Source organism: Methylobacterium sp. Leaf87 (assembly GCF_001422775.1).
GTDB lineage: Bacteria > Pseudomonadota > Alphaproteobacteria > Rhizobiales > Beijerinckiaceae > Methylobacterium.
This window is the reverse complement of the sequence record NZ_LMMI01000037.1, coordinates 1-11,351: the sequence shown is the minus strand read 5'-3', so window position 1 is coordinate 11,351 and position 11,351 is coordinate 1. Positions and strand designations below refer to the sequence as shown.

Below are 11,351 nucleotides of genomic sequence, written 5' to 3'. Positions count from 1 at the left end.
CCCATCCGTCGCTCCTCCTCCGAAGCGATCAGTGAATCAGCCCAACAGCGCCGCGTGAACCCTAGCCGACCGATTCAGCACAAACGGAAAACGCTCTAACCCCCTCCGGGGACGGGGTGTGGGAGGACGATTCCTCCTTCATGGAATTGGTTAGAGCCTACACCGCGCTCAATCCTGATCGTGTGGATCTCCGCAAGGCATGGAAGGCGTGGGCCACCGGCAAGCTCGGGAACGACGCTGAGGCCATCCTGAAGGCCCTGCCGGTCTTCGCTAGTGCACTTCGGAATTGTGCCGCAAACCGTCCGAGACTGACATGCGCCTTGTGGGCGAGCTCGGCGACACGCTCTCGATCATCAGGGTGAATGCCGGTCAGAAAAACGGATAGCGGCACGCCACAAACAGCGTTCTCAGGTGCGATACCCATCAATTCGATCAGCGATCCCGAGAGGTAAACACGGTCCGCATGTAAATCATTTTCCCAGGCGCCAACGAAACCGTATGCGTTGAGAGCAGACTCAACATCCGCACTGACAGCCCTATCGCGCTTTCCATCTGACGGCATGAGTTTTCCCTCGTGGCGTGGGGTTCAAACTTCGCGTTCCTTACCATGTTCCATACCCGCGGTTGAGCGATCCGCCGCGCTTCGGGCGAAAAGTTCGCCCTGCGAAGATCCTGTTAACCAAGGCGATGCAATCTGCGGCATTATCGTTGAAGAGACTGAGACCGATAGATGCGATTCGCAGCTAAAACCGGCTTCGCCATCGGCCTTGCAAGTTTAATTATCACCGATCACGCTTTTTCGAAGTCGGGCGATCCACCCCGATTTACTGATCCAGATCTGATTGCACTGGAAAAGCTTGGCACGCGAGCAAAAAAGGCGATGGAATCTTTCGTTCTACGACCTCGGCTGCCCGATTCCTACAATTTTGTATGTTCGGGATGTTTAGTTGACGAAAACAAAGCGGTCTTGCATCGGATCGCGAAGGCGCCAACTAGAACGCTGCCTGAAGAAATGATAGTTGCAAGCTATGACACATCTCAAACTATCAAATCGAGATATGTGTCCCTGCAAGCGAAGAGGGTCAGGCGGGCAATAGCTGCAAAGCGGCTGGCCTCGACACGGCGTCGACCTATCAAGCGAGCGGCTCAGGTTCGCTCAGATTCGTACAACACCCAGTCGTGGGATGACGAACTGCGTCGATAACCATCACGCCGCCGGATCCCGCCGCGCGCCCTGCGCTACGATCCGCATCTCGGCATCCCGCAGAGGGCGCTGAAGCTCCAGGGCGATCTCCGTGGGGGCGGCGAGCCACGTGCTCCACTCCTCCGGCGTCGTCAGCAGCACCGGCATGGCCTTGGGATGGATCGGGCCGACGACGCCGTTCGGCTCACAGGTGAGGAACGAGAACAGGTGGTGCTCCTCCTCGATCCGGTCGGGGTTCTCGGCCTTCGTTCCACGCACGCCGGTCCAGGAGCGCCAGATACCCGCGAAGGCGAACAGAGGGCGCGCGTCGTCGAGGGCGAACCACGTCGGGGTCTTCTTCGGCTTGGTGTCGGCGTACTCGCTGAAGGATGAGACCGGGACCAGGCAGCGGAACTCGGGCTTCAGCCAAGGCCGCCAGTGCGGGCTCTTCACGTTGCGCACGTTGGTTACGGGGTGCTCGCCGAACTGCTTCGGCCCGGGGATGCCCCAGCGGAACATCTCCATCACGCGCTGACCGTCCGCGTCGACCCGAACGATCGGCGCGCGCTGGTCAGGGAAGATCCCCGGCATGGCCGGCAGGTTGCCGGTGCGATCGACCGTGACGCCGAAGGATTCCCTGATCTCCGCCTGCGACGTCACCAGGCTGTAGAGGTTGCACATCCGGTCATGTCCTCGGCGGCAGGCCGCCTTTCGCCGCGGTCCCCGTGGTGTCGAGCTTGGCCCGGCAGCCGACGCCATAGACGTTGGGCTGGCGGCTCCCGACCTCGCGCTGGTAGCGGCAGGTTTGCGTGAGCCTGAGGTAGACGTCCAGCACCGAAGCGTGATCACCGAACCGCTGCCGCAGGCCGTCGATGCGATAGACGCCGCGGCGGTCGCACGGTCCGCAGGTGATGACGAGGCGCTCGGCCCGGACATCGCAGAGGCGCTCCATCTCAAGCGCGCTCGGTTCGAGTACCAGCCCGGACGAACCCGCGGGAGACGAGCCGCTCGGTCGTGGCAAGCCGGTCCTCAAGGGCGAGGAGGTCTTCGGCCGCGTCGCGCAGCGCCTGATCGACATCACCGCCGGCCGCCTCCTCGTAGGCGAGGGCGATGACCTCGGCTTGGCTCATCGACGCCATTTCGGCGATCTGTGCGGCGGTCATTGGCAAGCTCCTTCTGAGAACAAAGAAGGAACATACGGTCCCGGTTCCGGGGTCAATTGCGGCGTCACTGCCCTGTGCGGACTGGGGATAACTCGAAACGAATCATTGCCGGGGGAGCGTCACGCTCTGATTCGCGAAGGCCGTCGCTGCGCTGACTGCGAGGGGAAGGCGTTCAATGAAACTGCCCCAAAAAGGTGCGGGGGCCGCAGGAAATAACCCTTATCCGTCAGAGGGGTCCCTCATCCCGCACTTCGTTCTAAAGCACTCTATTTGTTCATCTATTCCACATCTGCCGGGCCCACCACCTTCGTCAGGAGAACCGCAAGGGATCGTGTGCCTTCCGGTTCAACCAATGCCTCTGACTTTCGTCCTAGTCGCCGTACCGAAGGGCCTCCACGAGCACGGCGAGGGCCGGTGTGAGGAGGGGGCGGCTGGCGTGATAGAGGTGATAGCCGGAGAACGGCTCGCACCACGCTGCGAGCACCGGCACCAGGCGTCCCGTCGCGACATGCCCCTGCACCTGATCCTGGGGCAGGTATGCGATACCAAAACCGTCCAAGGCCGCTTCGAGGATCAGCGTGACCGAGTTGAAGACGAGTTGCCCCTCCACCCGCACATGCAGGGCGCGCCCCTCGTTCTCGAACTCCCAGGCGTAGAGCCCCCCCAGGGTCGGCAGCCGTAGGTTGATGCAGGCGTGGTCGGTGAGGTCCTCCGGCCGGCGCGGGGGCGGACGCGTGGCGAAGTAGGCCGGCGCGCCGACCGCGGCCATGCGCATGTCGGGCCCGATCCGGACCGCGGTCATGTCCCGGGCCACCATCCCGCCGAGTCGGATGCCGGCATCGAACCCCTCGGCGACGATGTCGGTCAGGCCGTAATCGATGCTCGTCTCGACCTTGATGTCGGGGTAGACCGGCAGGAGACGCCGGAGGGCCGGCCAGAGGACCGTCTTGGCCGCATGCTCGTTGGCGGTGATGCGCAGCGTCCCCGCAGGCCGGCCGCGCATCTCGGCCAAGGCGACGAGTCCGGCTTCGATTTCGTCGAAGCGCGGCCCGACGGCCTTCAGGAGGCGCTCGCCGGCCTCCGTCGCCGACACGCTGCGGGTCGTCCGGGCCAGCAACCGGATGCCGAGACGTGTCTCGAGGGCACGCACGGTCTGACTGAGCGCCGGCTGCGAAACCCCCAGCTGCGCCGCCGCTTTCGTGAAGCTGCCCAGGCGGGCCACCGCGACGAAGGCGGTGAGGTCGTTCAGGCTTTCCCGCAGCATCCATAAGCCTCGCTCATGACCCCATGTCGGTACGAGCCCCTAATCCGATCCGATCCCGGGGGCTAGTTACGCACACGCCCCGGCTCGGCGTGCTCGCAGCGCATCGGGCCGTCATTCTCGCTGGAGCATGGTTCATGGAGATCAAGCGCGTCGGCTCGCAGCCGTCGGCCAAGGGGCCGGACGCCTGGTTCAGCGGCACCGTCCGCATCGACCCGCTGTTCGGCGCGACGGAGCCGGCCCGCGCGAGCGGTGCTCTGGTGACCTTCGAGCCCGGCGCCCGCACGGCGTGGCACACTCATCCACTCGGCCAGACGCTCATCGTCACGGCGGGTTGCGGGCGGGTCCAGCGCGACGGCGGTCCCATCGAAGACGTCCGCCCCGGCGACGTGGTCTGGTTCCCACCGGGTGAAAAGCACTGGCACGGTGCCGGGCCGACCACCGCCATGAGCCACATGGCCATCCAGGAGGCGCTGAACGGCGGCGCCGTCGATTGGATGGAGAAGGTCTCCGACCGACAATACGGAGCCTGACACCGACGACGCGGACCCTGCCGGAGCTCTCGCGGGCTCGACCCGGGGCGGGGCTGCGCGCGCATGAATCACAGGCGAGCACAAATCACAGGGAAGGGGCGGGATGCCCATGAATCCGAAGGAAGTCTGCATCGAACGTGGATCGCTCGCCCCAGAGACGGGGGTCGGGGCGTCGCGCGGATGGGGTGCGGTGCTCGCCATGACCCTCTGCTCCACGACGCTCGTGGCCTCGGAGTTCATGCCCGTCAGCCTGCTGACGCCCATCGCCTCCGACCTCAACATCACCGAGGGGCACGCGGGGCAGGCCATCGCCGTCTCGGGGCTCTTCGCGCTCCTGACGAGCCTCGTCATCGCGTCCGCCACGCGCGGCATCGACCGCCGTACCGTCCTGGTGGCCCTGACGATCCTGATGATGGGATCGGGGCTGATGGTGGCCCTCGCCCCGAACGCAGCGGTGTTCATGGCCGGACGCGCTCTGGTGGGGGTGGTCATCGGCGGGTTCTGGTCGATGTCCGCCGCCATCGTCATGCGCCTGGTCCCGGCGGAGCAGGTTCCCCGGGGCCTCGGGATGTTGAACGGCGGCAACGCGTTGGCCACCACGGTGGCCGCGCCCCTGGGCAGCTTCCTCGGACACTACATCGGCTGGCGCGGGGCGTTCTTCCTCGTCGTGCCGCTCGGGGCGTTGACGCTCGCCTGGTTCCTCGCGAGCCTTCCGGCGATGCCGTCCGCGCGCACGGCCGGTGGTGGCACGGTGTTCCGGGTCCTTCGGCGCCGCCAAGTCCCCCTCGGAATGCTCGCCATCTCGCTGTTCTTCCTCGGGCAGTTCGCCCTCTACACCTACCTGCGGCCGTTCCTCGAGACGGTGACGAAACTCGACGTCCCGACTTTGTCCCTGATCCTGATGCTCATCGGCGGAGCCGGCGTGCTCGGAACCTACCTCATCGGCTTCCTCCTCCGGTCGCGGCTCCACAGCCTCCTGGTCGCGATGCCCCTCGGGATGGCGGCCATTGCGGTCTTGCTCATGGCGTTGGGCGGCACACCCGTCGCGGTGGCGCTGCTGCTGGCCGCCTGGGGGCTGATCGGCACGGCGGCGCCCGTCGCCTGGTGGACGTGGCTGAGCCGGGTCTTGCCCGACGAAGCCGAGGCCGGTGGCGGGCTCATGGTCGCAGTCGTCCAGCTCGCCATCGCGCTCGGCGCCACCCTGGGCGGCCTTGCCTACGACGCGAGCGGCTACCGCAGCACCTTCGCGGTCAGCGCGGTCGCCCTCGTCGCGTGCGCGGTCGTCGCCATCATGGCTTCGCGGCAGACCTCGCGAGCGTGATCACGATCCCGCCAGCCACATTCCCCGTCCCGGTGACCGATCAAGGACACGATCCATGAAGCACGCACGACACGCCGCGTCATCACTGGCGGCTGCAATGGTCCTCGTCCTCGGTGGCGTTGCCGGGCTCCACGGCGAACCGGCCCCGGAGCGGGGCTCCTCCGCATCCCCCGGCAGAAAGACGCCCGCGATGGAAAGTATCCGAATCCGGCTCGCCGGCGAAACCGTCACCGCGACCCTGGAATCCGGCGAGGCCGCCCGGGCCTTCCGGGCGCTCCTGCCCCTCACTCTCAACCTGACCGACTACAACGCCACCGAAAAGATCGGCGACCTGCCCGGGAAGCTCTCGATCCAGGGCGAGCCCGCCGGCATCGACCCGGAGCCGGGCGACATCACCTACTACGCACCCTGGGGCAATCTCGCGATCTTCTACAAGGATTTCGGGTACTCGCGCGGGCTCGTCCGCCTGGGTCGGCTGAGCCGCATCCCCGACGCGTTCCGCCAGCCCGGACCGATCACGGTGACCATCGAGCCGGCCCCATGACAACGCAGCGTCCGAGATTGCGAAGCCTCGCCCGGGCATTCCCGATCCTGGCCTGCCTGACGGCGGGGACGGCCGGCGGGACCTTGGCCCACGCGGCACCCGGCGCGCTCGCCGACGACCTGCGGACCCATGGGCCGGTCCCCATCCCACCGGGGGAACGAGACCTTCAGACCGTGGTCGCGCAGCCCTGGTTCAAGGTCTCGGGCGAAGGGGTTCCCCTGGAAGGACCGTCCTTCGACCGGGCGGGCGACCTGCTGTTCACCGATGCCGGCACCGGCCGCGTTCTCCGCCTCACGCCGGACAGGCGCCTCTCCACGATCGTGCCCGCGAATGCCCTGAACCTCGGCGGGCTCGCGATCCACAAGGACGGGCGCATCTTCGCCGCCGGCACCGGCGGCTTCCGGCATGGCTCCATCGTCTCGGTGCGGGCGGACGGTTCGGATCTGCGAACCATCGTCCCCGCCGAGGCGGGGTACGTGGTCAACGACCTCGTCTTCGACGCGCAGGGCGGCTTCTACTTCACCGACTTCCGGGGCACCTCCACCGACCCGAAGGGCGGTGCCTACTACGTCGCGCCCGACCTCACGACCGTCACGCCGGTCCTGCCGAACCTCGCGCTGGCCAACGGTGTCGCGCTCAGTCCGGACGGCAAGACCCTGTGGGTCACCGAGTTCGGTCGCAACCTCCTGCACAGGGTCGACCTCGCCGACGCGACCACGCCGACGCCGCTCGGCACGACGGTGGCCTACCACTTCACCGGTCCGGCGCCCGACTCGATGCGGGCCGATGCCGACGGAAACCTCTACGTCGCCCTGTACGGCCAGGGCCGCGTGCTCGTGTTCAACCGCAACGGCATCCCCATCGGGCAGGTCCTGCTGCCGGGTCGGGACGAGGGCCACAACCTCCGGTCCACCAGCATGGCGTTGCGGCCCGGCACCGGAGACCTGCTCATCGTCGCCAACGACGGCTCAGGCGGCCGGGGCTCCACGATCTTCGAAGCGCACGCCTTCGCGAAGGCACTGCGCCTCTTCTCGCACCAGTAACGCCCGGCCCAGCTCCGGACAGCGAAAGTCTCGTCATGACACGCATCGATTCGTTGCCCCGCTCCGCCGGGCAGGGCGGCCGCGGGGCGATCTGGACCCGGCGCGCCGTCGCAACACTCCTCTTCCTCGTCGGCCTCGGGCTCGCCACCGGCGGAACGGCGCTCGCCTGGTACGGCGGCTCGCCCTACTACCTCCTGACCGGCTTGGCCGTCGTGGCGAGCGGCACCCTGATCTGGCGGCGCGACGAACGTGGCCTTGCGCTCTACGTCGCGGTGCTGGCCGCGACGACGGCGTGGGCGATCTGGGAAGTCGGCTTCGACGCCTGGCAGTTGCTTCCGCGCCTGCTGGCTCCCTTCGTCCTCGGCTTCGCTCTGCTGCTCCCGCCGGTCTTCCGGATCGGTCGGCACGCCTCTTCCGCACGTGCCGCGGCAGGGCCGGCCGTCACCGGCATCATGGCGGCGGCCCTCTTCGTCGGCGGCCTGCTGCATGCGGCCGGCCCCGGCGCGCCGGCCGAGCCCATCCTGCGCCGCGGTATGGCCGACGGCGTTCCGAGTCCCCTGGCGCAGCCGCTCGCGCGGGTGACGCACGAGGATTGGCCGGCCTTCGGCAACGACCAGGGCGGTACGCGCTTCAGCCCGCTCGCCGACCTCACTCCGGCGAATGTCGGCAAGCTCGCGGTGGCGTGGGAGGCCGAGACCGGCCCCGACACGCCCGGCCCGGCGACTGCCCTCGAGGCGACGCCCATCATGGTCGGCGACGCCCTCTACCTCTGCGACGGCCACAACCGCGTCTTCGCCCTGGAAGCCGAGACCGGGCGCGAGCGCTGGCGCCACGACCTCTCCTACGGCGTGCCGCCCTCCGGCAAGCCGTGCCGGGGCGTCGCCCATTATCGCGTGCCGGATGCGAGCGGCCTTTGTGCCGCCCGCATCATCGCAGCCAGCCAGACACCGGAGCTGATCGCCCTCGACGCCGGGACCGGCGCGCCCTGCACCGACTTCGGCAAAGCCGGCCGCGTCGACCTGCGCGAAGGCCTCAGCGCGTATCCGGAAGGCCAGTACTACGTCAGTTCGGCCCCGCAGATCATCCGCGGGAAGGCGGTCGTCGGAGGCGGCATTCCCGACGGCCAGTTCTGGGGCGGCCCCTCCGGCGTGATTCGCGCCTTCGATGCGCGCACCGGCGAACTCGCCTGGGCCTTCGATGCTGGCCAGCCCGACCGGGCCGGCCCACCGCCGCCGGGGGAGACCTACACCCCGTCCTCTCCCAACAGCTGGGCGCCCATCAGTGCCGACGAAGCGCTGGGGCTGGTCTACCTTCCGATGGGCAATGCCACGCCGGACAATTTCGGCGGCCAGCGACGTCCGTTCGACGAGGCGGTCTCCAGCGCCGTCATCGCCCTCGACGCCGAGACGGGCCGCCTGCGCTGGCGCTTCCAGGCGACGCACCACGACATCTGGGACTACGACACCCCCTCGCAACCGACCCTGCTCGACATGCCGACGGCGAACGGGATTCGGCCGGCCCTGATCCAGCCGACGAAGCGCGGCGAGATCTTCGTGCTCGACCGCGAGACCGGCCAGCCGATCAAGCCCGTCACCGAAGTGTCGGCGCCGCAGGACGGCACCGCCGCCGGCGAACGCCTGGCGCCGACCCAGCCCGCCTCGCTCGATCTACCGGCCCTGCGCGGCGCGACCCTGCGCGAGTCCGACATGTGGGGCGCCACGCCCATCGACCAGATGGTCTGCCGCATCCTGTTCCGCCGGTCGCGCTACGAAGGGCACCTGACCCCGATCACCCTGGACAAGCCGGTCCTCATCGATCCGGGCTCGGTGGGCGGTGTGAACTGGGGCAGCGCCTCCGTCGATATCGACCGCGGGATCATGGTGGCGAACTGGATGCGGTTTCCCGACCGGGTCGAGCTCCTCACCCGCGCCGAGGCGGAGCGGCGCAAGCTCAAGCTCGCCGACGGGAAAGGCCCCGGCGGCGACGCCGACCGGCCGATGCTGAACACGCCCTACGGCGCCTTTGGCGGCCTGTTCATGTCCCCCCTCGGCATTCCCTGCACGGCGCCGCCCTGGGGGTTGATCGCGGCCGTCGACCTGTCGAGCGGCCGCCTGCTGTGGTCGAAGCCCCTCGGGACCGCGCGCGACACCGGCCCCTTCGGCATCCCGTCGATGCTGCCGCTGACCGTTGGGACCCCGGTCTCGGGTGGCTCGGTGGTCACGCGTGGCGGCTTGGTCTTCGTCGGCGCGAGCATGGACCGGACCTTCCGGGCGCTCGACGCGGCAACGGGCCGCGAACTCTGGCAGGCCCGGCTTCCCGGGGGCGGCAACGCCACGCCGATGACCTACCGCAGCCCGGTGAGCGGGCGCCAGTTCGTGGTGGTGGCGGCCGGTGGAAAGCCGCCGCTGGCGATCAGCCTCGGGACCAAGCTGGTCGCCTACGCGCTGCCGCGTTGAGCCTCGTCCTCCTGAAACCCGCCGACGATCCGACCTGGAGTGACCGATGACGCAGACGCATGATTTGACCGGCAAAATCGCCTTCGTCACGGGCGCGACGAGCGGCATCGGCCGCGCCACCGCCCTGGCGTTCGCCCGAGCCGGTGCCGGTGCCGCCGTCGCGGTCGCCGACATCTCCGAGGACGGCGTCCGGGAACTCGAGGAGATCGCGACTGCCGTGCTCTCCCTTTGCTCGGATCTGGCGGCCTTCGTCGTCGGGCATGCCATGGTGGTCGATGGCGGTCAGACGGTGGGCTGACGTCCACCGCCCGCCCCGCGCTGGCGCAGCGCCTCCACCAGCACCGTGAAGGCGGGGGCGGGCTGACGGCGGCTCGGATAGTAGAGGTGGTACCCCGGGAAGGGCTCGCACCACCCCTCCAGCACCCGGACCAGCCGCCCCTCGGCCAGGTCCCGCTCGACGTGCTCCTCCGGCAGGTAGGCCAACCCGAGCCCGGCGAGCGCGCCTTCCCGGATCAGGCGCAGGCTGGTGAACACGAGCCGGCCTTCGACGCGCACGTCGAGAGCCTCGCCCTTGCGCTCGAATTCCCAGGGGTAGAACCCGCCGCGCGTCGGCCGGCGCAGGTTGATGCACAGGTGTGCCGTGAGGTCCGCCGGATGCCTGGGCTTCCGTCGGCCGGCGAAGTAGCCCGGTGCCCCGACCACGGCCATGCGCATGTCCGGCCCGATCCGCACAGCGACCATGTCCTTCTCGACGTGTTCGCCGATGCGTATGCCCGCATCGAAGCGCTCGGCCACGATATCGATGAGGGCCTGCTCCGTGACGACCTCGACCGTGATGTCGGGGTAACTCGGGAGCAGGCGCGTCAGGACAGGCCACAGAACCGTCGCCGCCGCGTCCTCGCTCGCCGTGATGCGAACGGTGCCGGCCGGCTTGTCCCGCAACTCGGTCAGGGCGGCGAGCTCGACCTGGATCTGCTCGAATTGCGGCCCCACGCTCCGCAACAGACGCTGCCCCGCCTCGGTCGGCGAGACCGCCCGGGTGGAGCGATTCAGCAGCTGCACACCCAGTCGTGCCTCGAGTCCCTTCAGGGCATGGCTCAGGGCCGATTGCGTGATGCCCAGGCGTACCGCGGCGCGGGTGAAGCTGCCCTCCTGCGACACCGTCACGAAGGACAGCAGGTCGGTCAGGTCCGCACGCGCCATCGATGGTCTCCGCGTCGCATGTCCGATGAGCCGGAGAGGCGCCGGGGTGGCGGAACGGCCGAATCCATAAGCTCTGCTCATGACCCTATGTCGATGGACGGCACTAATCAACGAGGCCGGAATCCCTACCTTGGATTTGATCAAATGTGCCCGCTCGCCCTGGGCATCCCACCCTCGATGGGCGGCCGTCGCGCCGTCCCCCTGCAGCCCGTTCGGAGACCGAGATGGGAAGTCCTTCAGATTACGCGTTGAACCGGAGAGATCTGATGGCGGGCGCATCCGCCACCGCGGCCCTGGTGGCCGTGCCCTCTACGGCGGGCGCCGCACCCGCTGGTGCCGACAAGCCCGTCCTGGCGAAGGTGTCCCTGACGGTGAACGGCCAGCGCCGGGACCTCGAACTCGACACCCGCACCTCGCTCCTCGACGCGGCGCGCGAGCACCTGCACCTCACGGGCTCGAAGAAGGGCTGCGACCACGGCCAGTGCGGCGCCTGTACGATGATCGTCGACGGACGGCGCATCAACGCCTGCCTCACCCTCGCGATAATGCACCAGGGCGCGGAGATCGTCACCATCGAGGGGCTGGGCCAGCCGGACGCCCTGCACCCGATGCAGGCCGCCTTCATCAAGCACGACGGCTTCCAG

The 11,351-nt window shown here is 68.4% G+C and carries 12 protein-coding genes; 7 read left to right on the top strand and 5 right to left on the bottom strand.

Annotation, left to right across the window (positions count from 1 at the left end; translation table 11 throughout):
* Positions 1-1,207: 1,207 nt before the first annotated feature.
* The 4 genes from ASF22_RS16265 to ASF22_RS16250 form a co-directional block, all read right to left on the bottom strand.
* Positions 1,208-1,864 (bottom strand): SOS response-associated peptidase, encoded by a 657-nt coding sequence (locus ASF22_RS16265; protein ID WP_056266281.1) that lies wholly within the window; start codon positions 1,862-1,864, stop codon positions 1,208-1,210.
* A 4-nt stretch (positions 1,865-1,868) separates the two neighbouring features.
* On the bottom strand, positions 1,869-2,135 hold the full coding sequence (locus tag ASF22_RS16260) for a hypothetical protein (RefSeq protein WP_056266278.1): 267 nt from the start codon (positions 2,133-2,135) through the stop codon (positions 1,869-1,871).
* 1 nt (position 2,136) lies between these two features.
* Positions 2,137-2,346: a hypothetical protein gene (locus ASF22_RS16255; protein ID WP_056171406.1), complete on the bottom strand. Its 210-nt coding sequence runs from the start codon at positions 2,344-2,346 to the stop codon at positions 2,137-2,139.
* A 370-nt stretch (positions 2,347-2,716) separates the two neighbouring features.
* Positions 2,717-3,610 (bottom strand): LysR family transcriptional regulator, encoded by an 894-nt coding sequence (locus ASF22_RS16250; protein ID WP_056266276.1) that lies wholly within the window; start codon positions 3,608-3,610, stop codon positions 2,717-2,719.
* A gap of 134 nt (positions 3,611-3,744) precedes the next feature.
* Here ASF22_RS16250 and ASF22_RS16245 point away from each other — a divergent pair, with 134 nt between their 5' ends.
* The 6 genes from ASF22_RS16245 to ASF22_RS16220 all read left to right on the top strand — a co-directional run bounded on the left by ASF22_RS16245 (position 3,745) and on the right by ASF22_RS16220 (position 9,802).
* Positions 3,745-4,140, top strand: a complete 396-nt coding sequence (locus ASF22_RS16245) for a cupin domain-containing protein (RefSeq protein WP_056266273.1) — start codon at positions 3,745-3,747, stop codon at positions 4,138-4,140.
* Positions 4,141-4,249: 109 nt separating this feature from the next.
* Positions 4,250-5,461 carry an MFS transporter gene (locus ASF22_RS16240; RefSeq protein WP_056266285.1) on the top strand — a complete coding sequence of 404 codons (1,212 nt, stop codon included), beginning with the start codon at positions 4,250-4,252 and terminating at the stop codon, positions 5,459-5,461.
* A gap of 190 nt (positions 5,462-5,651) precedes the next feature.
* Positions 5,652-6,005, top strand: a complete 354-nt coding sequence (locus ASF22_RS16235; RefSeq protein ID WP_056266283.1) for a cyclophilin-like fold protein — start codon at positions 5,652-5,654, stop codon at positions 6,003-6,005.
* Positions 6,002-7,048 carry an SMP-30/gluconolactonase/LRE family protein gene (locus tag ASF22_RS16230; RefSeq protein ID WP_056266270.1) on the top strand — a complete coding sequence of 349 codons (1,047 nt, stop codon included), beginning with the start codon at positions 6,002-6,004 and terminating at the stop codon, positions 7,046-7,048. Before ASF22_RS16235 ends, ASF22_RS16230 begins: the two co-directional genes overlap by 4 nt.
* Before the next feature lie 35 nt (positions 7,049-7,083).
* Complete coding sequence (locus tag ASF22_RS16225) at positions 7,084-9,504, top strand: membrane-bound PQQ-dependent dehydrogenase, glucose/quinate/shikimate family (protein ID WP_056266268.1); 2,421 nt, start codon at positions 7,084-7,086, stop codon at positions 9,502-9,504.
* A 46-nt stretch (positions 9,505-9,550) separates the two neighbouring features.
* The gene (locus tag ASF22_RS16220; protein ID WP_056266265.1) at positions 9,551-9,802 is read left to right on the top strand and encodes an SDR family oxidoreductase; all 252 of its coding nucleotides are present in this window, start codon (positions 9,551-9,553) and stop codon (positions 9,800-9,802) included.
* Here ASF22_RS16220 and ASF22_RS16215 read toward each other — a convergent pair.
* Positions 9,787-10,707, bottom strand: a complete 921-nt coding sequence (locus ASF22_RS16215; RefSeq protein ID WP_056266262.1) for a LysR family transcriptional regulator — start codon at positions 10,705-10,707, stop codon at positions 9,787-9,789. The two genes, ASF22_RS16220 and ASF22_RS16215, sit on opposite strands and share 16 nt — an antisense overlap.
* Before the next feature lie 266 nt (positions 10,708-10,973).
* Here ASF22_RS16215 and ASF22_RS16210 point away from each other — a divergent pair.
* On the top strand, positions 10,974-11,351 hold a 378-nt coding region (locus tag ASF22_RS16210; RefSeq protein WP_156647808.1), incomplete at its 3' end, for a 2Fe-2S iron-sulfur cluster-binding protein.

What these genes read in the sequence shown, in the direction of transcription:
- ASF22_RS16265 (WP_056266281.1), bottom strand. Translation starts at nt 1,864, where the DNA reads ATGTGCAACCTCTACAGCCTGGTGACGTCGCAGGCGGAGATCAGGGAA.
- ASF22_RS16260 (WP_056266278.1), bottom strand. Translation starts at nt 2,135, where the DNA reads ATGGAGCGCCTCTGCGATGTCCGGGCCGAGCGCCTCGTCATCACCTGC.
- ASF22_RS16255 (WP_056171406.1), bottom strand. Translation starts at nt 2,346, where the DNA reads ATGACCGCCGCACAGATCGCCGAAATGGCGTCGATGAGCCAAGCCGAG.
- ASF22_RS16250 (WP_056266276.1), bottom strand. Translation starts at nt 3,610, where the DNA reads ATGCTGCGGGAAAGCCTGAACGACCTCACCGCCTTCGTCGCGGTGGCC.
- ASF22_RS16245 (WP_056266273.1), top strand. Translation starts at nt 3,745, where the DNA reads ATGGAGATCAAGCGCGTCGGCTCGCAGCCGTCGGCCAAGGGGCCGGAC.
- ASF22_RS16240 (WP_056266285.1), top strand. Translation starts at nt 4,250, where the DNA reads ATGAATCCGAAGGAAGTCTGCATCGAACGTGGATCGCTCGCCCCAGAG.
- ASF22_RS16235 (WP_056266283.1), top strand. Translation starts at nt 5,652, where the DNA reads ATGGAAAGTATCCGAATCCGGCTCGCCGGCGAAACCGTCACCGCGACC.
- ASF22_RS16230 (WP_056266270.1), top strand. Translation starts at nt 6,002, where the DNA reads ATGACAACGCAGCGTCCGAGATTGCGAAGCCTCGCCCGGGCATTCCCG.
- ASF22_RS16225 (WP_056266268.1), top strand. Translation starts at nt 7,084, where the DNA reads ATGACACGCATCGATTCGTTGCCCCGCTCCGCCGGGCAGGGCGGCCGC.
- ASF22_RS16220 (WP_056266265.1), top strand. Translation starts at nt 9,551, where the DNA reads ATGACGCAGACGCATGATTTGACCGGCAAAATCGCCTTCGTCACGGGC.
- ASF22_RS16215 (WP_056266262.1), bottom strand. Translation starts at nt 10,707, where the DNA reads ATGGCGCGTGCGGACCTGACCGACCTGCTGTCCTTCGTGACGGTGTCG.